We start from the raw sequence: 21514 nt of genomic DNA, 5'->3' as shown, positions 1-21514 counted from the left end.
GAAGGCGGCGCGCGGCTGCTGACAGGATGTTGGCAGCAGGGGAGTTCTATACCGGGACAACACATCGACTGAAGAGGATTTGTCCATGATCATTCCAACCCATTTCGGCCAGGCCGGCCCGTTGTGGCGGAGCCAGCCTTTCCAGGTCCAGCCTTTCCAGGTCCAGCCTTTCCAGGTCAAGGCACGGCAGGCTTGGGCCTTCAGCCGCCTCGTCTCGCTTGACGTCACAACAATTGTCGACCTCCGCCTTGCGCTCGCGACCGCCGCGACGCGATCGCTGGTCCATGCTGCGGACGCGCTGGTCCGCCATGTGATGGGCCGCGCCTGGCGAGGGGCCCGCTTCGCAGAAGATATCACGGCTGCTGCCACCATGGTGGCAGCAGCCGGCCGCTAGGTTCCTTCCACTCGTTCGACAGGTTCAGGAGAGCTTGCATGATCACGCTTTACGGCTTTGGCGCCGGCTTCGGCCTGCCGGAAATCAGCCCCTTCGTCACCAAGACCGAGGTGCAGCTCAAGATGGCAGGACTGCCTTACCGGAAAGAGCGGGCGATGCCGCCGGCTTCGCCCAAGGGGCAGCTGCCCTTCATCGACGACGGCGGCGAGGCTGTGGCCGATTCCACGTTCATCCGGGCCCATATCGAGCGCCGCTACGGCTTCGATTTCGACGCCGGCCTCTCCCTGGCTGAGCGCGCGCAGGCCTGGGCGTTCGAGCGCATGATCGAGCATCACGTCTATTGGGCACTGGTCGGCGCGCGCTGGGTCGATCCGGTCAATTTCGCCAAGGGTCCTGCGCATTTCTTCGACGGCGCGCCCGAGCACAATCGCGAGAAGCTGCGCGAGGATGCGCAGTTCCGCGTCGCCGAGAACTATCTGCTCTCCGGTCTCGGCCGTCACGCGCCGGATGACGACGTCGATCTTGCCGTGCGTTCGCTGTTCGCGCTGTCGGTGCAGCTCGGCGACAAGGCGTACCTGATGGGCAACAGGCCCTGCGGCGTCGACGCGACCGCCTTCGGCGCGCTGGCCGGAATCCTGACGCCGTTCTTCGAATCCGCCTTGCGCGAGCGCACAGAGGGATTTCCGAACCTCACCGCCTATGTCGACCGCATGATGGACGATTATTATCCGGAGTTCGCCTGGACCCCGCTGCGGCAGGCGGCGTAGCCCAGTGCATCGGCAGACCCGGTGTAACCTCTCCCGCTTTCGGGAGAGGTCGGCGCGAAGCGCCGGGTGAGGGCTTTCTCCTCTGGGGATTGTCTCTGCAGGTCTCGGACGGTCCCAACGCGGAGGCACCCTCTCCCCAACCCTCTCCCGCAAGCGGGAGAGGGGGCGCAGCAACGCTCGTAGCCGCAGCTCGATCCACACATGAAAAGAGCCGGCCCATCGGGCCGGCTCTCGTTGTCTCAAATCTCGCTACGCCTACTTCACCAGCGTGTACTTGCCGTCCTTCACGGTGAGCAGGATGCGCGAGCGCTCGTCGAGGCCGTAGCGGTCCTTTTCGGTGAAGTTGTAGACGCCCTGGCTCGCCGCGAGTTCCTTCTCCGTCAGCAAGGCCTGGCGGATCGCTTCGCGGAATTCCGGCGTGCCGGGTTTTGCGGTCTTCAGCGCGGTCGGGATGATGCGCTTGAGGATCTCGAAGGCATCGTAGGAGTGACCTGCGAACTGGCTGCGGCTGTTCGGGCCATATTTGGCCTCATACGCCGAGTTGAGCGCGAGACCCGGCTTCTTGGTGGCGGCTTCATCCGGCTGGTCCTCGGGATCCATGACGGGACCGGAGGCCATCAGCACGCCCTCGGCCGCTTTGCCGGCGATGCGGATGAAGTCCATGCTGGCGGCGCCATGGGTCTGGTAGATCAGGCCCTTGTAGCCGCGTTCGCGCAGCTCGGTCTGCGGCAGCGCGGCCGCGGTGCCGGAGGCACCGACCAGGATGGCATCGGGATTGGCGGCGACGAGCTTGAGCACCTGGCCGGTCACCGAAGTGTCGGGACGGGCGAAGCGCTCCTCGTCGACGATGGTCATGCCCATCGGCACGGCCTGCGCCTTCAGGTCGTTGAACCAGAGGTCGCCGTAGGAATCGGAATAGCCGATGTAACCGAGCGTCTTCACGCCCTTGGCCTTCATGTGGTCGTACAGCACCTTGCCGACGATCGGAATCGGCTGCGGCATCGCCACCGACCACTTCATGCGCTCGGGCGTGATCGGGAACGGCGCCAGACCAAAGTGCGGGATACCGGCTTCATTGGCGACGTTGGAGACAGCAATGGTCGGCGGCGTCAGCGCCGAGCCCATGATGATGTCGGCCTTGGATTCGGTGACGAAGCGGCGGGCGTTGGTGGTGGCGGTGGTGGGATCGCCGCCGTCGTCGAGCACGATCACCTTCAGCGGCACGCCGCCGATCTCCTTCGGCACGAATTCCAGCGCGTTGCGCTCGGGAATGCCGAGGGCTGCACCCGGGCCGGTCGTGGTGGTGGTGATGCCGATGGTGACTTCGCTGGTCTGGGCCAGCGCGGGCAGCACTGGCAGCGCCAGCGCAGCCGCAGTGATGGCAGCGGTCAAATAAAAGCGTTTCATCTATTCCTCCCTTGACGTGTTTATTTGAAAGCAGAAATCGCGGGGTAATTCAGCCCCCTCTTTCGGTGATGCGGCGATTTAGCTCCGGACTTAACTCCCCGTGAATTTGGTGACCATTTCCGCCGGGAATGGTGCGGATTTCAGCTTGTCGGGATTATCGGGATCGCGGCCGACCAGGACGCGGGTCTCGAAACCCTCGATCGCGAGCGCCTCGCCCTTGTAGACGTTGTGCTTCACCTCGAAGCTCGAGCGCTTGATGCTCTCGATTCTGGTCTCGATGGTGATCCAGTCGCCATAGGTCGAAGGGATGTAGAACTTGGCCCGCGTGTCGACCATGGGGATGCCCACCAGGCCGTATTTGCGGACCAGGTCCTGCTTGGAGAAGCCGGCGGCCTCGAACAGGGTCGAGGTCGAATCGTCGAACATCGCGAAATAGCGCGGGTAATAGACGATGTTGGCGGGGTCGCAATCGCCCCACTGGATCTGGACCTCGCGCCGGTTCACGAACATGGCTTATGCATCCACTAGCGCTGTGCCACACCTCTCCCGGAGGGAGAGGTCGAATTGCGCAGCAATTCGGGTGAGGGATTCCAGTCCCTCGATAGGGCAGGGCCCCTCACCCGGCGCTGCGCGCCGACCTCCTCCCAATGGGAGAGGTAAGGTCGAAGTCGCTGCTGCAATCCCGCTCATCAGTTTACTTCGGCGCCATGCGCAGCGATCCGTCGAGGCGCACCACTTCGCCGTTCAGGTAGGCGTTCTCGACCATGTGCAGCGCGAGCGCGGCGAACTCGTCGGCCTGGCCGAGCCGGCGCGGGAAGGGGATGGCGGCGGCGAGCGAGTCCTGGGCCTCCTGCGGCAGGTTCGCGAGCAGCGGCGTCAGGAACAGGCCGGGCGCAATCGTCAGCACGCGGACGCCGAACTGCGCGAGCTCGCGCGCGATCGGCAGCGTCATGCCGACGATGCCGCCCTTGGAGGCCGAATAGGCGGATTGGCCGATCTGGCCGTCATAGGCGGCAACGGAGGCAGTGTTGATGATGACGCCGCGCTCGCCGGTCGCCTGCGGCTCCAGCTTGGACATTTCGGTGGCGGCGAGACGCAGCATGTTGAAGGTGCCGATCAGGTTGACCTTGATCACCTTGTCGAAATCGGCAAGCGCCATCGGACCGTCGCGGCCGACCACGCGCTTGGCAACGCCGATGCCGGCGCAATTGACCAGCACGCGCGCCGGGCCATGGGCCTTGGTCGCCTGCGCGATCGCGGCTTCAGCGGAGGCGGCATCCGAGACGTCGCAGGTGACGGCAACGCCCTTGATCTCGGCGGCAACGGATTCCGCAAGCTTGGTGTTGAGGTCGCACACCGCCACCTTGGCGCCCTGCGCGGCCAGCTTTCTTGCGGTGGCCGCGCCAAGTCCTGATGCGCCGCCGGTGACGATGGCTGCCTGATCCTTCAACAACATGGCGTTCTCCTTTGATCGTTCTTATTAGGTGCGACCGGATCGGCCGGTCTGCTCCCTCTTCCCGTTCTTACGGGGAGAGGGTTGGGGTGAGGAGCTTGCTTCCGCGAATGCGGTGGCAGTGGGACTCGCGGCGGCTCCCCGTCACCCGAATTTGCGCTTTGCGCAAATTCGACCTCTCCCCGCAAGCGGGGAGAGGTGAAGAAAGAGCCGACTGGTTCATCCTAATTGTCATCTTAGCCGACCGATATCACACGGTTCGACGGATTGGCAGCGTAGAGCTCCTCGATCAGCTCGCCGCGATGCTCAAGCACCGCGCGCTGGTTGATCGAGCCCTTGTCGGTGACTTCGCCCTTGTCGATCGAGAGCGGCGTGTCCATCAGGATCGCGCGCGTGATCCGCGTCGAGGAACCCGTGGCCTGGCCGAGGAAACGGGTCAGGCGCTCGCGGAAAGCCTCGCGCACCAGGCGGTCGCGTGTCGCGACGACGAGATCGTCGGGCGGCAGCGTCGGGTTGATCAGGCGGCAGCCGTCGAGATCGAGCACGACCAGCGCGGAGACCTCGTCGCGGTTGATGCCGGCGATGACGACGTCGCGCACCAGCGGCGCGCAGGCCGCGGTGAGGCGCGCGCGCAGCGGGCCGACGCTGACCCAGGTGCCGCTCGCGAGCTTGAAGTCCTCGCTGACGCGGCCGTCGAAATCGAAGCCGGCATTGAAATCATCGGGATCGGCGGGCTTGAGCGCGTCGCCCATCTTGTAAAATCCTTCCTCGTCGAAGGATTTTGCGGTGATGTCGCCTTGGCGCCAATAGCCGGGCATCACGTTCGGCCCCTTGGCGCGCACTTCCAGCTTGCCGTTGTTCGGCACCAGCTTGGCGTCGTTGCCGGAGACGGGCAGGCCGACATGGCCGGAACGGCTGGTGCGCGGATTGACCGACATGAAGAACGGCGCGGTCTCGGTCGCACCGAGACCGGTCAGCATCGGCACGCGATAGCCCTTCTCCTTCGCCGCGAGCTCGTCGAGGCTGTTCCAGACGAACGGCGACAGCGCCGCGCCGGAGAAGAACATCGCATGCAGCCGGTCGAAGAACTTGGCGCGCAAGCCCTGGTCGTCGCGCAAATAGGGCAGCAGTGATTCGTAGCCCTTGGGCACGTTGAAATAGACCGTCGGCGAAATTTCCCGGAGATTGCGCACGGTCTCCTCGATGCCGCCAGGCACCGGCTTGCCGGCGTCCAGATACATCGAGCCGCCGTTGTAGAGCGTCAGGCCGATATTGTGATTACCGCCAAAGGTGTGATTCCACGGCAGCCAATCGATGATGACCGGCGGCTCGTCCTTGAGGAAGGCGAGCGTCTCGCGCAGCATCACCTGGTTGGCGCAGATCATGCGCTGGGTGTTGATGACGGCCTTGGGATGGCCGGTCGAACCCGAGGTCAGCAGGAATTTTGCGATCGTGTCGGGGCCGATCCTGGCGTGGACGTCGTCGAGATCGCCACGGATCGGCGTCGCCATGAGATCGGCGAGCAGGGTGACGTCGCGGCCCGGCACGTGCCCATAGGACGCGGCGATCTCGGTGCCGAGCGAGACGTTGGCGGCGAGCGCATCGGCGAACTTGTCGGCATCGTCGGCGAAGACCAGGCCCGGCGTCAGCAGCTTCATCAGATAGGACAGCTTGCCGTAGTCCTTCGACACCAGCGAATAGGCCGGCGACACCGGGCAGAACGGAACGCCGGCGTAGAACGCGCCAAAGGCGAGGAGCGCGTGGTCGATCGAATTGCCCGAGAGGATGACGACCGGCCGCTCCGCCGACACGCCGCGCTGGATCAATGCGGAGGCGATGTGCCGGCTCGCGGTGAGCAGCTCGGCATAGGTGATCTTGCGCCAGCCGCGACCACCTTCGCGCTCGGCCATGAAGACGCGGTCCGGCGTCGTCGTGGCCCAATGATGCAGGCGGTCGGTGATGCGGACCGGGTAGTCGCCGAGCGGCTGCTTTGGCCGCAAGTAAATCGTGCCGTCGTTGCGCCGCTCGATGTTGACGACGGGATCGCCGAACGAGATGGGCCGCAGCGGGAAATCGCTCGCGCCGCGCTCCATGCCGGAAGAGGATGGCTCCGCGCTCATGACTTTACGCTCATGATTTGGGCTTCACCTTCGCGGTCTTGTGCTCGAGGAATTCGCGGATCCGCCGTTTGGCCTCCTTGTCGCTCTGCGCGACGGTGGCCATCAGCGACTCCATCAACAGGCCGGTCTGCGGATTGGCCTCTGCGATCATCGGCAGCGCCTGGAGCACGGCAAAATTCGTCAGCGGGGCATTGGACGCCACCTTGGTCGCAAGCTCAAGCGCCTTCCCGAGCCCGTTGCCGGCCTCCGTCAGATATTGCGCGAAGCCGTAGGACGCGCCCTCGGTCGCGCTGTAGACGCGTCCCGTCAGCATCATGTCCATCATCCGGGCAACGCCGATCAGCCGCGGCAGCCGCACCGAGCCGCCACCGCCGACGAAAATGCCGCGCTGCCCCTCTGGCAGCGCGAAATAGGTCGAGGGCTCGGCGACGCGGATATGGGCCGCGCAGGCCAGCTCCAGCCCGCCGCCGATCACGGCGCCCCTGAGCGCTGCGATCACGGGCACGCGGCTGTACTGGATGCGGTCGAACACCCGGTGCCACATCTGGGAATGCAGCAGCCCGCCGGTGGCGTCGTGCTCGGTCAGCTCGGAGAGGTCGAGGCCTGAGGAGAAATGGTCGCCGATGCCATGGATGACGACCGCGCCGATGTCCTCGGGCAGGTTCGCAAAGCACTCGCCGATTTCCAGGATGATGCCGTCATTGAGCGCATTGCGCTTGGCCGGCCGGTTCAGACCCACGGTCAGAACCCGGTCCGCCCGCTCGATCCTCAAAAGCCCGGAGGCGCCCGCGTCCGCGGTCTCGGCGTTTCCCTGTGTCATTTGCGTCCTTGTCAGAATAGTTATGTTGTATAACGAATTTTGAGGGAGTCAAGGTGGGGGCACAGCCAGGTGGCGGGGCCCACCCTCTCCGCGAGCACCGGGGCCAGCGACAGAGCGGTGCGGGCCTACTCTTGCGCCACAAACTTGGCGAACGCGTCGCCGTAATCCGGGTGCCATCGCGACAATGGCGGGCGGTTCTCGACGATGTCGCCGGCGGCCCACAGCATGCGCTTCTCGTCGAGCGCCCGCGGCACGTCATTGTCCGGGCAGAGAATGTAGAAATCGCCGGCCTCCAGCCGCGCCAGCATGAAATCGACCGTCTGCTCCGGCGTCCAGGCGCCGGCCGGCTTCTCGGTGCGGCCCTTCGCGGTCAGGCCGGTGAAGACGAAGCCTGGGATCAGCAGGTGTGCCGTGACGCGACAGTCCTTCGTGTTGCGCAACTCGTGCTGGAGCGCCTCGGTGAACGCCTTCACGCCGGCCTTCGAGACATTGTAGGCGGGGTCGCCCGGCGGCGTGGTGATGCCCTGCTTGGAGCCGGTGTTGATGATGAGGCCGCATTTGCCGCGCGCGATCATGTTCGGCGCGAAGATGCGCGAGCCGTTGATGATGCCCCACATGTTGACGGCGATGATGCGCTGCCAATTGTCCGGCGCGTCGAACAACGTGCTGCCGGGCTGAATGCCGGCATTGTTCATGAGGACGTCGGTGCCGCCGAACCGCTCATGGACTGCGCGCTCGAGTTCCGTCACGCTCTCAATCTTGCTGACATCGACGGCCGAGGTCATCACGTTCGCGGCCGACGTAACGGATGACAGTTTTGTTGCAGCTTCTGCCAGGCGTGCCTCGTCGACATCCGCGATACACACTTTCATTCCAGCGCGCGCAAAGGCCGCAGCGGCGGCAAATCCGATGCCTGCTGCGCCACCCGTGATCACGGCAACATTGTCTTTGACGATGGCGGGATGTGACATGGATCGTCTCCGTGGAAAGCCTTCAGTCGAGCTATAGCATGGCAGCGATGCGACCCTGCACAAGTCGGCATGGGAGGTCTTCGTTCCGCGCTGCCTTTACGCTGATCAGGCACGGCTGTATCCTTTGCAGAACGATCCCGCCCAGATCGAACCAACCAATAACCGACAGGGAGTGCAGCCATGGCTGTGTCGCAGGCTATTCCGATCGCGCGCCATCCGTTCGCAAACGGGTCCTACAAGCAGATGCTGATCGACGGGAAGTGGGTCGATGCAGCCTCGGGCAAGCGATTCGAAACCCGCAATCCCGCCACCGGCGAGCTGCTCGCAACCGTCGCCGAAGGCGACAAGGAAGACATCGATCGTGCGGTCGCGGCCGCCCGCCGCGCCTTCGACGGTCCGTGGAGCAAGGTCAAGCCGTTCGAGCGGCAGAACCTGCTTCTGAGGCTCGCCGACCTCGTCGAGAAGAATTTCGATGAATTGTCGCAGCTCGACACGCTCGACATGGGCGCGCCGCTGAGCCGCACCCGTGCCTACCGCCTGCGCGCCGTCGGCATGCTGCGCTATTACGCCGGCCAGACCACCGCGATTCACGGCGAGACCATCGAGAACTCGCTGCCCGGCGAAATCTTCTCCTACACGTTGAAGGAACCGGTCGGCGTCGTCGGCGCGATCATCCCCTGGAATGGCCCGCTCACGGCGACGATCTGGAAGATCGGTCCGGCGATCGCGACCGGCTGCACCGTGGTGCTCAAGCCGGCCGAAGAAGCGCCGCTGACCTCGCTGCGCATCGCCGAGCTTGCGATGGAAGCGGGCGTGCCGCCCGGCGTCGTCAACGTCGTTCCCGGCTATGGCGAGACCGCGGGCGCGGCGCTCGCTTCGCATCACGACGTCGACAAGGTCGCCTTCACCGGCTCGCATGTCACGGGCCAGTCGATCATCCGTGCCTCGGCCGGCAACCTCAAGCGCGTCTCGCTCGAGCTCGGCGGCAAGTCGCCGGACATCGTGTTCGCCGATGCCGATCTCGACGCCGCCGTGCCGGGCGCGGCGATGGCGGTGTTCGCCAATTCGGGGCAGATCTGCAGCGCCGGCACGCGCCTGTTCGTCGAGCAGTCGATCTACGAGGAGTTCGTCGGCCGCGTCGCCGAGTTCGGCAAGAAGCTGCAGGTCGGCAACGGCCTCGATCCCAATGTGCAGATCGGCCCGCTGGTCTCCGAGCAGCAGCTCGAGCGCGTCACCGGCTATCTCGATATCGGTCAGAAGGAAGGCGCCAAGGCGCTCGCCGGCGGCGGACGCGTCACCGAAGGCGCATTGTCGAAGGGCTTCTTCGTCTCGCCGACGGTGTTCGCGGGCGTCCAGGACAACATGCGCATCGCGCAGGAGGAGATTTTTGGCCCCGTCATCTCCGCGATCGCGTTCAAGGACATGGACGAGCTGGTCAAGCGCGCCAACAACACCACGTTCGGCCTCGGCTCCGGCCTGTGGACGCGCGACGTCAGCAAGGCCCATGCGGTGGCGAAACGCTTGCGTGCCGGCTCGGTGTGGGTCAACTGCTACCAGGCGATGGACCCGGCCGTGCCGTTCGGCGGCTACAAGATGAGTGGCTACGGCCGCGAATCAGGCAAGCAGCACGTCGAGGAATATCTCAACGTGAAGGCCGTCTGGATCAAGACGGCGTAGCATCCATTCCTTCCCGCGTTCCGCGAGGGGGAATATCTATTTTTGCAGGGGCGGCGCCTTTTCGAAGGGCCGCCCCCCGCTATATGATCCGCATCCTTCCATAGAAAGTCGGTGTCAGCATGAAATTCGAGGCGTTGTTCAAGCCGTTGCAGGTCGGTCCGTACAAGCTCGCCCATCGCGTCGCGATGGCGCCGTTGACGCGTATGCGGGCCGAGCGCGAGAGCTTTTCGCCGCGCTCGCTCAACGCCGAATATTACGGTCAGCGCGCAACGAAGGGCGGTTTGCTGGTTGCCGAAGCTTCGCCGGTGCTCTCGCACGGCCGCGGCAACCCGGCGACACCCGGCATCTATTCGGACGCGCAGATCGCCGGCTGGCGCAAGGTGGTGGATGCCGTGCATGCCAAGGGCGGCATCATCTTCCTCCAGCTCTGGCATGTCGGCCGCGTTTCGCATTCCTCCTTCCACGGCGGCGCGTTGCCGGTTTCGGCCTCGGCGATCGCGATCAAGGCCGAGGGCATGAAGGCGATGACGGCCGACGGCAAGATCTCTGACTACGAGACGCCGCGCGCGCTGGAGACCGAGGAGGTCAAGGGCATCGTCGAGGCGTTCCGGCAGGGTGCCAAGAACGCGCTCGCCGCCGGCTTCGACGGCGTCGAGATCCACGGCGCCAACGGTTATCTGCTCGAGCAATTCCTGCAATCGCGCAGCAACCAGCGCACCGATCAGTATGGCGGCGGAATCGAGAACCGCGCGCGCCTGCTGCTCGAGGTCACGCAGGCCGCGATCGACGTCTGGGGCGCGAACCGCGTCGCCGTGCGGCTGTCGCCCCACGGCATCGCCAATGATTCCGGCGAACCCGACCCGATGCCGCTCTACACGCATGTGGTGAAGGCGCTCGACAAGCTGGGTCTCGCCTATCTGCATTTCATAGAGCCGCGCTCCAGCGGCACCGGCCGCGCCGATGTCCACTGGGAGAACGTGCCCTCCGCCATGATGCTGTTCCGCCCGCTCTACAGCGGCGTCTTGATGACGGCCGGCGGCTTCACCGGCGAGACCGCCAATGCGGCGATCGCGGAGGGCCACGCCGACATCATCGCCTTCGGCCGCATCTTCATCTCCAATCCGGATCTGCCGCGGCGCCTCGAGCATGATTATCCGATCACGCCGTACAACCGCGCGACGTTCTACGGCGGCGAGGAGAAGGGGTACACGGATTATCCGGCGTATGACGAACTGACGCCGGCCTGATCTCACCCGTCATTCCGGGGCGATGCGGAGCATCGAAACCCGGAATCCATTTCACGTCCTGGCTTGCCGCCAATGGATTCCGGGCTCGCGACTTCGTCGCGCCCCGGAATGACGATCTTGATTTGTGGCGCGGCCGCCACCACAATTTCCGTCATTGCGAGCGCAGCGAAGCAATCCAGTATCTTTCCGCGGAGACGGCCTGGATTGCTTCGCTGCGCTCGCAATGACGACGGAGAGAGACGATGGCCAAAGCCGCAGCCGCCGCAGGGATCGCCACCGGCCAATGCCTCTGCGGCAAGGTCACCTTCGAGATCGACGTCCCCGCACGCTGGGCCTGGCACGATCATTCCGCCGCCAGCCGGCGCGCCCACGGCGCGGCCTACGCAACCTATGTCGGAAGCTGGAAGAAGCGCTTCCGCATCACCTCCGGCAAGAGCGCGCTGACCCGCTACGAGGACAAGCCGACGAAGACCGCGCGAAGCTTCTGCTCGCATTGCGGCACGCCGATCATGTACGAACGTCCGCGCGGCCCGCACATGGTCAACATCCCGCGTGCGCTGTTCAGCGAGCGCACCGGCCGCCAGCCGCTCTATCACATCGCCATCGAGGAGCTGCAGGAATGGGCCTATACCGGCGAGCCCCTGGTGCCGCTGAAGGGCTTTCCCGGCGTCGTCTGGCAGCGCGCGAAAAAGAAGAAGCGCCCGAGCGGCGAGGATCCGTTCGAGCTCGGTCGCGAGGAGATGTAGCGCCTCTCCCGCGCAACGCAGCCATGACAGCGCTTTCTTGCGCGTCTGCCGACACTTCGGCCATCATGCCTCGTCCTTGCGGCAACGGTCCGCTCCTGGAGGAAACATGAAGAACAAGATCACCGGCCGCTCCGCCTTTCTCGCGCTGCTCAAGGACGAGGGCATCACGCATGTGTTCGGCAATCCCGGCACCACCGAGCTGCCGATCATGCATGCGCTGAAGGACCATCCCGATCTCACCTATGTGATGGCGATGCAGGAGAGCCTCGTGGTCGCGATCGCCGACGGCTACAGCCGCGCTTCGGGTAAGCTCGTCGTCTGCAACGTCCATGTCGCGCCCGGCCTCGGCAATGCGATGGGCTCGCTCTACAACGCCCAGTTCACGGGCACGCCGATGATCTTGACCGCGGGCCAGCAGGAGCAGGGCCACGGCCTGATGGAGCCGGTGCTCTATGGTCCGCTGGTGCGCATGGCGGAGCCGCTGGTGAAATGGGCGGTCGAGGTGACGCGGCTGGAGGACCTGCCGCGCATCGTGCGCCGTGCCGCCAAGGTGGCGATGACGCCACCGACCGGGCCTGTGTTCATCTCGCTGCCCGGCGACATCCTCAACAGCGAAGCCGGCATCGATCTCGGCCGCTCCACCCGCATCGATGCGCGCACGAAACCATCCGACGAGGCGCTGAAGGCCTTTGCCGCACGCCTGCTCAAGGCCGAGCGTCCTGTGATCGTCACCATGGACGAGGTGGTCAAGAGCGATGCGCTGAAGGAAGCCGCCGAACTGGCCGAGCTGCTCGGCGCTGCGGCCTATCAGTCCTCGACACCGTACGGCTCGCACTTCCTCTCGGAAAGCCCGAGCTTCGTCGGCACGCTCGCGCGCGTGCAGAAGGCCGCCCGCGATACCCTCGCGCCGTATGATCTGCTGATCGCGCTCGGCGGCGATCCCTTGCGGATGTCGGTCTACAGCGAGGTCGACGCGCTGCCTGACGGCCTCGGCATCGTGCAGATCGGCCTCGTCGATTGGGAGATCGCCAAGAACTACGGTGCCGAGATCGCGCTGAAGGCGGATCTGAAGGAAACGCTGCGCGCGCTGATTCCGGTGCTGACGGAGATGGGCGGCGCGGCCCTCGCGAGCCGCGCAAAGCAGCGTCTCGCCGAGCTCGCGCCGAAGAACTGGACCGCGCGCCGCGCCGCTTTGGTCGAGCAGATCGGCAAGAGCGCCGGCCGCACGCCGATCGATCCGGACTTCCTCGTGCTGCAAATGGTCGAGGCCATGCCTGATAACGCCATCCTGGTCGATGAAGGCCTCACCTCCAGCCGCCAGGTCACGGCCCTGCGGCCGCATCGCGATCGCTACGGCTATCACGGCCTCGCCTCCGGCGGCATCGGCTGGGGCCTGCCGGCCTCGGTCGGGGCCAGCATTGCCAATCCGGATCGACCCGTCGTGTGCTTCTCCGGCGATGGCAGCGCGATGTACTCGATCCAGTCGCTCTGGACTGCCGCCCACCACAAGCTGCCGCTCAACGTCGTCATCGCCAACAATGGCGGCTATCGCATCATCAAGCAGCGCCTGCTCGCCTTCCACGGCGACGACAATTACGTCGGCATGGATTTCGTCGATCCGCCGGTGGATTTCGCTGGCATGGCGAAAGCGCTCGGCTGCGAGGCGATCAAGGTCAGCGATCCCCGCGAGCTGAGGGCGACGCTGGCGTCGGCGTTCAATCGGCCTGGGACGAAGCTGATCGAGGTGATGGTGGACGGGAAGGTGTAGGGCAGGATCTGTCCACCGTCATTGCGAGCGCAGCGAAGCAATCCAGGATCTCTCCGCGGTGGCGGTCTGGATTGCTTCCGCCTTCGCTAAAGCTTCGGCGGACAAGTCGCTGCGCTCGCAATGACGAGGAGGAGGCAGCTAGCCCTTCCTCCCCACGCGATAGCCCGCCGCCGGGTGTGGCGCATCGAGCCTTGCACGCCCGCCACCGAATAGCTTCTCCCGCAACGTGCCCTTGGCATACTCGCTCTTGTACCGCCCGCGCCGGGTCAGCTCAGGCACCAGCATGTCGGCGATATCCTCGAAGTCGCCGGGCGAGATCGCGAACGCGACGTTGAGCCCGTCGACGTCGGTCTTCTCGAACCAGTCCTCGATCTTGTCCGCGACCATCTCGGGCGTGCCGACCACGACCGGGCCGGCGCCGCCGATGCCGACATGCTCGATGACGTCGCGCACGGTCCAGACGCGGTCGGGATCGGCGCGGGTGACGTTGTCCATGGCGCTGCGGCCGGCATCGTTCTGGACGTGCCGCACCTGCTGATCGAGGTCGTAGCCGGAGAAGTCGACGCCGGTCCATCCCGACATCAGCGCCAGCGCGCCTTCGGGGCTGATGTGGCGGCGATAATCGGCGTATTTTTCCTTTGCTTCGGATTCCGTCCGGCCAAGGATGATCGTCATCATCGAGAACATCAGGATCTCGGCCGGGTTGCGGCCGAGCGCGGCGGCCTCCTGCCGGATCGCAGAGACGCGCGGCGCAATCACCTTGGCCGACGGTCCCGACATGAACACGCACTCGGCATGCCTGGCCGCGAACTGCCGGCCCCGTGGCGAGGTGCCGGCCTGGTACAGCACCGGCGTACGCTGCGGCGAGGGCTCGCTGAGATGAATGGTGTTGTTGATGCGGTAATTCGCGCCCTCGTGATTGACGCGATGAACCTTTGCCGGATCGGTGAAGATGCCGCGCTTGCGGTCGCGCAGCACGGCATCGTCCTCCCAGCTGCCCTCCCAGAGCTTGTAGACCACATCCATATATTCGTCGGCGATGTCGTAGCGGTCGTCATGCCCGGTTTGCTTGTCCTTGCCCGCGCCGCGCGCGGCGCTGTCGAGATAGCCGGTCACGACATTCCAGCCGATCCGCCCCTCGGTGAGGTGATCGAGCGTCGACATCCGCCGCGCGAACGGGTAGGGCGGCTCGAACGACAGATTGCTGGTGACGCCGAAGCCGAGATTTTGCGTCACTGCGGCCATCGCCGACAGCAGCAGCAGCGGCTCGTTTGACGGCGTCTGCGCTGCATTGCGCAAAGCTGCGTCAGGGCTGTTGCCATAGACGTCATAGACGCCGAGCACGTCCGCCAGGAACAGCCCGTCGAAGCGGCCGCGCTCCAGCGTCTTGGCCAGATCAATCCAGTAGGGCAGGCGATTATAGTCGGCGGTGCGGTCGCGCGGATGGGTCCACAGGCCCGGCGACTGGTGCGCGACGCAATTCATCGCAAAGGCGTTGAGCCTGATCTCTTTGGCCATGCTGGTCCCTCGGCGCCCCTGTACTGAGCGCTCTTCGAATGATAGATGTGCGCCCGACCTTGGCGAACTTCTTGCATATCGCTTGCGCTTGGCAAGGCCAAAGTCGGCGTCGCAGCTGCGCTTGGCAGGCCAATCCTAGTGAAGCAAGAACGAAATCCCAAGAGAGCTATAAGAAGACAAGAGAACTACAAGAGCAATCCAAGTCCCCGCCACTTTCGAAGGCCAACCCATGTCGGTAAGGTCCTTCGTCTCACAGCCTCGAAAAGCAAGTATGACCAGAGCCGACGCCATCGCCCGCGCCCGTGAGGATTTCAAGTCCGGCGCGTTCCTCGCTGAACTCGACCGCCGCGTCGCCTACAAGACCGAGAGCCAGAATCCGCAGCGCGGCCCCGAGCTGCGTGCCTATCTGGAACAGGAGATGCAGCCGGCTTTCGCCGCGCTGGATTTTTCCAGCCGCATCGTCGAATCCCCGAGCGGCAAGGCGCCGTTCCTGTTCGCCGAGCACCACGAGAGTGCGTCTGCGCCGACCGTGCTGGTCTACGGCCATGGCGACGTCGTCGACGGCATGGAAGGCGAATGGCGCGACGGCCGCGATCCCTGGCGCACCAATGTTGCGGGGACGCGCCTTTACGGCCGCGGCACCGCCGACAACAAGGGCCAGCACAGCATCAATATGGCGGCGCTCCGCGCAGTGCGCGACGCGCGCGGCGGCAAGCTCGGCTTCAACGCCAAATTCATCATCGAGATGGGCGAGGAGATCGGCTCGCCCGATCTCGGCAAGGTCTGCGATCTCCATCGCGACGCGCTCAAGGCCGATTTGTTCATGGCCTCGGACGGGCCGCGCCTCTCGGCCGATCGGCCGACGCTCTTTCTCGGCTGCCGTGGCGGCATCCGCATCCATCTCGACGTGAACTTGCGCGACGGCGGTCACCATTCCGGCAATTGGGGCGGCGTGCTCGCCAACCCCGCGACCATCCTGGTCAACGCGATCTCCACCCTGGTCGACGGCCATGGCCGTCTCCAGCTCGACGCCTTGAAGCCGCCGCGGCTGACCAACCAAATTCGCTCCTATCTCGCCGATGTCGAGGTGGTCCCGACCGCGGACGAGCCCGCACTCGCGGAGAACTGGGGCGAGGAGGGGCTTTCGGCCGCCGAACGGCTCTACGCCTGGAACACGCTGGAAGTGCTGGCGATGTCCTCAGGCAATATCGAGAAGCCGGCCAACGCTATTCCGGGCCAGGCCAACGCCGTGCTGCAACTGCGTTTCGTGGTCGGGACGAAGGTCGAGGGGCTGATCGAGGCGATCCGTGCGCACCTGGTCGGACGCGGTTTCCCGATGGTCGAGGTGCGCGCGGCGCAGAGTTTTGCTGCATCGCGCACCGATTTCGACAGCCCGTGGATCAAATGGGCCGCGGATTCGGTGCAGGAGACCACCGGCAAGGCGCCGGCCGTGCTGCCGAATTTCGGCGGTTCGCTGCCCAATGACGTGTTCTCCGAGATCCTTGGCCTGCCGACGATCTGGGTGCCGCACTCCTATCCCGGCTGCTCCCAGCATGCGCCCAATGAGCACATCCTGCTGCCATTGACCGAAGAGGCCTTGACGGTGATGGCCGGGCTGTTCTGGGATCTCGGCGAGTTGCCGGCGCCGTTAACCTGAGCCGTTAATCCAGCCGAAAGTTACATTCTAATCCGGCCCGATTTGTGCTTGCATCCGGGCCGCACCATCCGAAAGGGGAAGTAAAACGTGAAACATTTCCGTCACATCGGGCTCGCGCTCGCCGCGACCTTCGTCGTCAGCCAGGCCGGGGCCCAGGAGCTGACCGGCACGCTGAAGAACATCAAGGACACCGGCGCGATCACGCTCGGTTTCCGCGACTCCTCGATCCCATTCTCCTATCTCGACGACAACCAGAAGCCGGTCGGGTTCGCGATGGACATCTGCTACAAGATCGTCGACGCCGTGAAGAAGGAGCTCAAGCTCGACAAGCTCGAGGTCAAGCTCAACCCGGTGACGTCGGCGACCCGTATCCCGCTGATGGCCAACGGCACCATCGATCTCGAATGCGGCTCGACCACCAACAATGCCGAGCGCCAGAAGCAGGTTGCCTTCACCAACACCCACTTCCTGACCGCGAGCCGCTACGTCTTCAAGAAGTCGAGCGGCCTGAAGTCGATCGAGGACCTCAAGGGCAAGACCGTGGTCTCGACCGCCGGCACCACCAATATCAAGCAGCTCACCGAGGCCAACGTCGCCAAGGGCCTCGGCGCCAACATCATTCCCGCCAAGGATCACGCCGAGGCCTTCCTGATGGTCGAGACCGATCGCGCGATCGCCTTCGTCATGGACGACATCCTGCTCGCGAGCCTCGTCGCCGGCTCGAAGTCGCCGGGCGATTATGAGGTCTCCAAGGACGCGTTCTCCAAGCCCGAGCCCTACGGCATCATGCTGCGCAAGGACGACGCGCCCTTCAAGAAGGTGGTCGATGCTGCGACCGCCGCGCTCTACACCTCGGGCGAGGCCGAGAAGATCTACAACAAGTGGTTCACCCAGAAGATCCCGCCGAAGGGCCTGAACCTCAACACGCCGATCTCGGCCGAGCTGAAGAACGAGTTCGCCAAGCCGACGGACTCGCCGAACCCGGACGATTACAAGTAAGATGCATCATCCGCCTCTCCCCGTTTGCGGGGGGAGGCGGTACATTCGGCCTTTTCTGGAGGGAGAATGGCCGGACATTTGCATAGGCGCCCAGGACATCCATGACGGGCGCGTTCGCGCGGGGGACACGTGAACTACAACTGGAACTGGGGAATTTTCTTCCAGCCGAATCCGATGGGGACCGGCACCTATCTCGACATGCTGCTGTCGGGTTTGGCGCTGACCCTCAAGACCGCGGCGTTGGCCTGGGTGATCGCGCTGATCACAGGATCGATCGTCGGCGTCATGCGCACGCTGCCCTCGAAAGGCGCCAATTGGTTCGGCTTCGCCTACGTCGAATTCTTCCGCAACATGCCGCTGCTGGTGCAGCTCTTCCTGTGGTTCTTCGTGCTGCCGGAGATTCTGCCGAGAGCCGCGGGCCTGTGGCTGAAGCAATTGCCGAACGCGCCGTTCTGGACGGCTGCGATCGGGGTCGGCTTCTTCATGTCGGCGCGCGTGGCCGTGCAGCTGCAGGCCGGCATCTCCTCGTTGCCGCGCGGGCAGAAGATGGCGGCGACTGCGCTCGGCCTGACCACCGTGCAGGGCTATCGCTACGTGCTGCTGCCGATGGCCTTCCGCATCATCCTGCCGCCGCTGACGTCTGAATTCCTCAACACCATCAAGAACACCGCGGTCGCCATCACCATCGGCCTGCTCGAGCTGACCGGACAAGCGCGCTCGATGCAGGAATTCTCGTTCCAGGTGTTCGAGGCCTTCACCGCCGCGACCATCCTCTATCTCCTCGTCAACGCCGTCGTCGTCACCGCCATGCGCTTCCTCGAGCGCTGGGTGGCGATCCCCGGCTACATCACGGGGAAATAAGCGATGCTCGGCAATCTCGATTTCGATGTCATCCGCCGCGCGCTGCCCTATCTGTTCTACGAGGGCATGACGTTCACACTGACGCTGACGGCACTGGCTGCCCTCGGCGGCCTGGTCTTCGGTACGGCGCTCGCCCTGATGCGCCTGTCCGGCTTCAAGATTCTCGGCCGCATCGCCGGCATCTATGTCGACTTCATGCGCTCGCTGCCGCTGGTGCTGGTGATCTTCTGGTTCTACTTCCTGGTGCCCTATATCGGCCAGTGGCTGACCGGCGCCTCACGTCCGATCAGCGTCGGCGCTTTCGCATCCTCGCTGATTACCTTCATCATGTTCGAGGCCGCGTATTTCTCCGAGATCATGCGCGCCGGCATCCAGTCGATCTCGCGCGGCCAGCCGGCCGCGGCCAGCGCGCTGGGGCTGACCTACGCGCAGACCATGCGCTACGTCGTGCTGCCGCAGGCCTTCCGCAACATGTTGCCGGTGCTGATCACGCAGACCATCGTGCTGTTCCAGGACACTTCGCTGGTCTACGTCCTGTCGATCACCGACTTCCTGGGCGCGGCGAGCAAGGTGGCGCAGCGCGATGGCCGCCTGGTTGAGATGTATCTGTTCGCAGCGATCGTCTACTTCACCATTTCCTGTATCGCGTCCTACGGCGTCCGTCGCCTGCAGGCGCGCATCGCCATCATTCGATAGAGCGTGTCGATCATGATCGAAATCAGCCATGTCAACAAATGGTACAGCCCCACCTTCCAGGTGCTGACCGACTGCACCACCAATGTCACCAAGGGCGAGGTGGTCGTGGTCTGCGGCCCCTCGGGCTCGGGCAAGTCGACGCTGATCAAATGCGTCAATGCGCTCGAGCCGTTCCAGAGCGGCGACATCCTGGTCGACGGCACCAAGGTCAACGATCCCAAGACCAATCTGCCGAAGCTGCGCTCGCGCGTCGGCATGGTGTTCCAGCATTTCGAGCTGTTTCCGCACCTCAAGATCATCGACAATCTGTGCCTCGCGCAGGAGAAGGTGCTGGGCAGGGGGCATGACAAGGCGCAGACCAAGGGCATGCAGCTGCTCGAGCGCGTCGGCTTGAAGGAGCAGGCGCAGAAATTCCCGGCGCAGCTCTCCGGCGGCCAGCAGCAGCGCGTCGCCATCGCCCGCGCGCTCGCCATGGATCCGATCGTGATGCTGTTCGACGAGCCGACCTCGGCGCTCGATCCGGAAATGGTCAGCGAGGTGCTCGACGTCATGGTCGATCTCGCCCGCGAGGGCATGACCATGATGGTCGTGACCCACGAGATGGGTTTTGCCCGCAAAGTCGCCAACCGCGTCATCTTCATGGACCGCGGCGAGATCGTCGAGGACGCGGCGAAGGACGATTTCTTCGGCAAGCCCCGCAGCGACCGCGCGCAGAAGTTCTTGTCGAAGATTCTGTCGCATTAACCGGTCGTCATCCCGGGGCGCGCTTAGCGCGAGCCCGGGATCCATCGGGCGCCAGTACCGGGGTGAGATGGATTCCGGGCTCATTCGCTTTGCGAATGCCCCGGAATGACTGATCGAGGGTTTATCGGGCTCGCCAAATCTCCTATACCGATAGCCAATTCCCCCCTTTTCCCTCCCAGGAGACCTGCCTTGGACTCGATCGCCTACGTCAACGGCTCATTCGTCCCGCTCTCGGAAGCCAGGATCTCGGTGCTCGATCGCGGCTTCCTGTTCGCCGATGGCATTTACGAGGTCTCGGCCGTGCTCGACGGCAAGCTGGTCGACAATGCTTCGCATCTGGCGCGGCTGGAGCGGTCCGTCGGCGAGATCAGCTTGAGGCTGCCGGAGACCATCGAGCGCATCACAGAGCTGCAGAAGGAGCTGATCGCGCGCAACAAGCTCGTGAACGGCCTCGTCTATCTCCAGGTGACGCGCGGCGCCGACAAGGGGCGCGACTTCCCGTTTCCCAAGGCTGACGTCAAGTCGAGCCTGGTGATGTTCACCTCGGAGAAGGACATCATCAACACCCCGGTGGCCAAGACCGGCATCAAAGTCATCACGGTGCCCGACATCCGCTGGGAGCGCCGCGACATCAAGAGCGTGGCGCTGCTGGCGCAGGTGCTGGCGAAGCAGGCCGCGGCCGAAGCCGGCGCCGGCGAAGCCTGGATGCTGCAGGAGGGCTATGTGACCGAGGGCGGCTCGTCCACGGCGTTCATCCTGACCAAGGACGACGTCATCGTCACCCGCAAGAACTCCAACGCCATCCTGCCCGGCTGCACCCGCAAGGCCGTGATCGCGCTTGCCGAAGAGCGCCAGCTCCGCGTCGAGGAACGTTCCTTCACGGTCGCCGAAGCGCTCGCCGCCAAGGAAGCGTTCATCACCAGCGCATCCTCCTTCGTGCAGCCGGTCGTCGCCATCGACGGCAAGACGATCGGCGACGGCAAGCCCGGTCCGACGGCGACGCGCCTTCGCGAGATCTACGTTGAGTTCGCCAAGGCGACGGCGGTTTAGGCCACACGCTCAGCTGCCGTAGGGTGGGCAAAGGCGCCCTTGCGCCGTGCCCAGGTCTTCTCTCGTTTTCGCTGAAAGAATTGTGGGCACGCTTACGCTTTGCCCACCCTACGAGACCGTCTGTTACGGCCGGCTCACGCCACCGACGCCTTCACCTTCACCGGATGGACGGCGCGGAACGCGATCGCAATCCGGTTCCAGGCATTGATGGCGCCGATCAGCATGGTCAGGTTCACCGTGTCCGCCTCGGAGAATTGCGCGCGAACCTGTTCGTAGACGTCATCCGGCGCATGCGTCTCTGAGATCAGCGTCACCGCTTCCGTCCAGGCCAGCGCCGCGCGCTCGCGGTCGGAATAAAGCGGGGATTCGCGCCAGGCATTGAGTAGATAGATGCGCTGCTCGGTCTCGCCGCGCTTGCGGGCGTCCTCGGTGTGCATGTTGATGCAGAAGGCGCAGCCGTTGATTTGCGACGCCCGGATCTTGACCAGCTCGATCAACGATTTCTCCAGGCCCGTCGACTGGATCTGCGCTTCCAGCGCCATCAGCGCTTTGATCGTGTCGGGCGCGGCCTGGTAGTAGTTCATGCGGGGCTTCATGGTCGTTCTCCTTTTTTTGGCTG

Annotated in this window: 20 protein-coding genes; 12 read left to right on the top strand and 8 right to left on the bottom strand. The window is 64.6% G+C overall.

The genetic code is table 11. The annotated features are described in order from the left end of the window. Positions 1–85 precede the first annotated feature (85 nt). Together N2602_RS35965 and N2602_RS35960 are read left to right on the top strand one after the other, a co-directional pair. Positions 86–394, top strand: a complete 309-nt coding sequence (locus N2602_RS35965) for a hypothetical protein (protein ID WP_260381065.1) — start codon at positions 86–88, stop codon at positions 392–394. A 38-nt stretch (positions 395–432) separates the two neighbouring features. Next, positions 433–1161 carry a glutathione S-transferase family protein gene (locus N2602_RS35960; RefSeq protein ID WP_172787076.1) on the top strand — a complete coding sequence of 243 codons (729 nt, stop codon included), beginning with the start codon at positions 433–435 and terminating at the stop codon, positions 1159–1161. Positions 1162–1416: 255 nt separating this feature from the next. Here N2602_RS35960 and N2602_RS35955 read toward each other — a convergent pair whose 3' ends face one another. From N2602_RS35955 to N2602_RS35930, 6 genes are all read right to left on the bottom strand, one after another. Beyond that, entirely contained in the window at positions 1417–2568 is a 1152-nt protein-coding gene (locus N2602_RS35955; RefSeq protein ID WP_260381064.1) for an ABC transporter substrate-binding protein, read from the bottom strand. 90 nt (positions 2569–2658) lie between these two features. Continuing rightward, a complete protein-coding gene (locus N2602_RS35950; protein WP_172787078.1) occupies positions 2659–3078 on the bottom strand; it encodes a thioesterase family protein in 420 nt (139 codons plus the stop codon). A 184-nt stretch (positions 3079–3262) separates the two neighbouring features. Next, complete coding sequence (locus N2602_RS35945; protein WP_172787079.1) at positions 3263–4024, bottom strand: SDR family NAD(P)-dependent oxidoreductase; 762 nt, start codon at positions 4022–4024, stop codon at positions 3263–3265. Positions 4025–4257: 233 nt separating this feature from the next. After that, positions 4258–6141 carry a feruloyl-CoA synthase gene (locus N2602_RS35940; RefSeq protein ID WP_260381063.1) on the bottom strand — a complete coding sequence of 628 codons (1884 nt, stop codon included), beginning with the start codon at positions 6139–6141 and terminating at the stop codon, positions 4258–4260. A 10-nt stretch (positions 6142–6151) separates the two neighbouring features. Next, positions 6152–6961, bottom strand: coding sequence for a crotonase/enoyl-CoA hydratase family protein (locus tag N2602_RS35935; protein WP_172787081.1), 810 nt, complete (start codon positions 6959–6961; stop codon positions 6152–6154). Positions 6962–7086: 125 nt separating this feature from the next. Further along, positions 7087–7932 (bottom strand): SDR family NAD(P)-dependent oxidoreductase, encoded by an 846-nt coding sequence (locus N2602_RS35930; protein WP_172787082.1) that lies wholly within the window; start codon positions 7930–7932, stop codon positions 7087–7089. A 180-nt stretch (positions 7933–8112) separates the two neighbouring features. Between N2602_RS35930 and N2602_RS35925 the strand changes: the two genes are divergently transcribed. The 4 genes from N2602_RS35925 (at position 8113) to N2602_RS35910 (ending at position 13370) form a co-directional block, all read left to right on the top strand. Further along, positions 8113–9609, top strand: a complete 1497-nt coding sequence (locus N2602_RS35925) for an aldehyde dehydrogenase family protein (RefSeq protein WP_260381062.1) — start codon at positions 8113–8115, stop codon at positions 9607–9609. A gap of 119 nt (positions 9610–9728) precedes the next feature. Beyond that, positions 9729–10856, top strand: a complete 1128-nt coding sequence (locus N2602_RS35920) for an alkene reductase (RefSeq protein ID WP_260381061.1) — start codon at positions 9729–9731, stop codon at positions 10854–10856. Positions 10857–11098: 242 nt separating this feature from the next. Beyond that, on the top strand, positions 11099–11602 hold the full coding sequence (locus N2602_RS35915) for a GFA family protein (protein ID WP_260381060.1): 504 nt from the start codon (positions 11099–11101) through the stop codon (positions 11600–11602). A 106-nt stretch (positions 11603–11708) separates the two neighbouring features. Further along, a complete protein-coding gene (locus N2602_RS35910; protein ID WP_260381059.1) occupies positions 11709–13370 on the top strand; it encodes a thiamine pyrophosphate-binding protein in 1662 nt (553 codons plus the stop codon). 138 nt (positions 13371–13508) lie between these two features. On the opposite strand, the gene N2602_RS35905 is transcribed toward N2602_RS35910, so the two are convergent. After that, the gene (locus N2602_RS35905) at positions 13509–14888 is read right to left on the bottom strand and encodes an LLM class flavin-dependent oxidoreductase (protein ID WP_260381058.1); all 1380 of its coding nucleotides are present in this window, start codon (positions 14886–14888) and stop codon (positions 13509–13511) included. A gap of 271 nt (positions 14889–15159) precedes the next feature. Between N2602_RS35905 and N2602_RS35900 the strand changes: the two genes are divergently transcribed. From N2602_RS35900 to N2602_RS35875, 6 genes are all read left to right on the top strand, one after another. Continuing rightward, entirely contained in the window at positions 15160–16545 is a 1386-nt protein-coding gene (locus tag N2602_RS35900; protein ID WP_260381057.1) for a M20 family metallopeptidase, read from the top strand. Between the two features lie 87 nt (positions 16546–16632). Beyond that, positions 16633–17544, top strand: coding sequence for an amino acid ABC transporter substrate-binding protein (locus N2602_RS35895; protein ID WP_172787089.1), 912 nt, complete (start codon positions 16633–16635; stop codon positions 17542–17544). Between the two features lie 129 nt (positions 17545–17673). Further along, positions 17674–18405, top strand: coding sequence for an amino acid ABC transporter permease (locus N2602_RS35890; protein ID WP_035997279.1), 732 nt, complete (start codon positions 17674–17676; stop codon positions 18403–18405). A gap of 3 nt (positions 18406–18408) precedes the next feature. Then, a complete protein-coding gene (locus N2602_RS35885) occupies positions 18409–19101 on the top strand; it encodes an amino acid ABC transporter permease (protein WP_212260105.1) in 693 nt (230 codons plus the stop codon). A gap of 12 nt (positions 19102–19113) precedes the next feature. Further along, complete coding sequence (locus N2602_RS35880) at positions 19114–19845, top strand: amino acid ABC transporter ATP-binding protein (RefSeq protein WP_260381056.1); 732 nt, start codon at positions 19114–19116, stop codon at positions 19843–19845. A 189-nt stretch (positions 19846–20034) separates the two neighbouring features. Continuing rightward, entirely contained in the window at positions 20035–20895 is an 861-nt protein-coding gene (locus N2602_RS35875; RefSeq protein WP_172787093.1) for a D-amino-acid transaminase, read from the top strand. A 134-nt stretch (positions 20896–21029) separates the two neighbouring features. Here N2602_RS35875 and N2602_RS35870 read toward each other — a convergent pair whose 3' ends face one another. Further along, the gene (locus N2602_RS35870; RefSeq protein WP_172787094.1) at positions 21030–21491 is read right to left on the bottom strand and encodes a carboxymuconolactone decarboxylase family protein; all 462 of its coding nucleotides are present in this window, start codon (positions 21489–21491) and stop codon (positions 21030–21032) included. Between the last annotated feature and the right edge of the window lie 23 nt (positions 21492–21514).

Origin of the sequence: Bradyrhizobium sp. NC92 (assembly GCF_025200865.1) — a bacterium.
Taxonomy (GTDB): Bacteria; Pseudomonadota; Alphaproteobacteria; order Rhizobiales; family Xanthobacteraceae; genus Bradyrhizobium.
This window is presented reverse-complemented; position numbering and strand designations above follow the sequence as displayed.

Coding starts and splice junctions, on each gene's coding strand:
- N2602_RS35950 (WP_172787078.1), bottom strand. CDS start 3,078: ATGTTCGTGAACCGGCGCGAGGTCCAGATCCAGTGGGGCGATTGCGAC.
- N2602_RS35945 (WP_172787079.1), bottom strand. CDS start 4,024: ATGTTGTTGAAGGATCAGGCAGCCATCGTCACCGGCGGCGCATCAGGA.
- N2602_RS35960 (WP_172787076.1), top strand. CDS start 433: ATGATCACGCTTTACGGCTTTGGCGCCGGCTTCGGCCTGCCGGAAATC.
- N2602_RS35955 (WP_260381064.1), bottom strand. CDS start 2,568: ATGAAACGCTTTTATTTGACCGCTGCCATCACTGCGGCTGCGCTGGCG.
- N2602_RS35880 (WP_260381056.1), top strand. CDS start 19,114: ATGATCGAAATCAGCCATGTCAACAAATGGTACAGCCCCACCTTCCAG.
- N2602_RS35915 (WP_260381060.1), top strand. CDS start 11,099: ATGGCCAAAGCCGCAGCCGCCGCAGGGATCGCCACCGGCCAATGCCTC.
- N2602_RS35885 (WP_212260105.1), top strand. CDS start 18,409: ATGCTCGGCAATCTCGATTTCGATGTCATCCGCCGCGCGCTGCCCTAT.
- N2602_RS35940 (WP_260381063.1), bottom strand. CDS start 6,141: ATGAGCGCGGAGCCATCCTCTTCCGGCATGGAGCGCGGCGCGAGCGAT.
- N2602_RS35930 (WP_172787082.1), bottom strand. CDS start 7,932: ATGTCACATCCCGCCATCGTCAAAGACAATGTTGCCGTGATCACGGGT.
- N2602_RS35965 (WP_260381065.1), top strand. CDS start 86: ATGATCATTCCAACCCATTTCGGCCAGGCCGGCCCGTTGTGGCGGAGC.
- N2602_RS35905 (WP_260381058.1), bottom strand. CDS start 14,888: ATGGCCAAAGAGATCAGGCTCAACGCCTTTGCGATGAATTGCGTCGCG.
- N2602_RS35935 (WP_172787081.1), bottom strand. CDS start 6,961: ATGACACAGGGAAACGCCGAGACCGCGGACGCGGGCGCCTCCGGGCTT.
- N2602_RS35920 (WP_260381061.1), top strand. CDS start 9,729: ATGAAATTCGAGGCGTTGTTCAAGCCGTTGCAGGTCGGTCCGTACAAG.
- N2602_RS35925 (WP_260381062.1), top strand. CDS start 8,113: ATGGCTGTGTCGCAGGCTATTCCGATCGCGCGCCATCCGTTCGCAAAC.
- N2602_RS35870 (WP_172787094.1), bottom strand. CDS start 21,491: ATGAAGCCCCGCATGAACTACTACCAGGCCGCGCCCGACACGATCAAA.
- N2602_RS35910 (WP_260381059.1), top strand. CDS start 11,709: ATGAAGAACAAGATCACCGGCCGCTCCGCCTTTCTCGCGCTGCTCAAG.
- N2602_RS35900 (WP_260381057.1), top strand. CDS start 15,160: ATGACCAGAGCCGACGCCATCGCCCGCGCCCGTGAGGATTTCAAGTCC.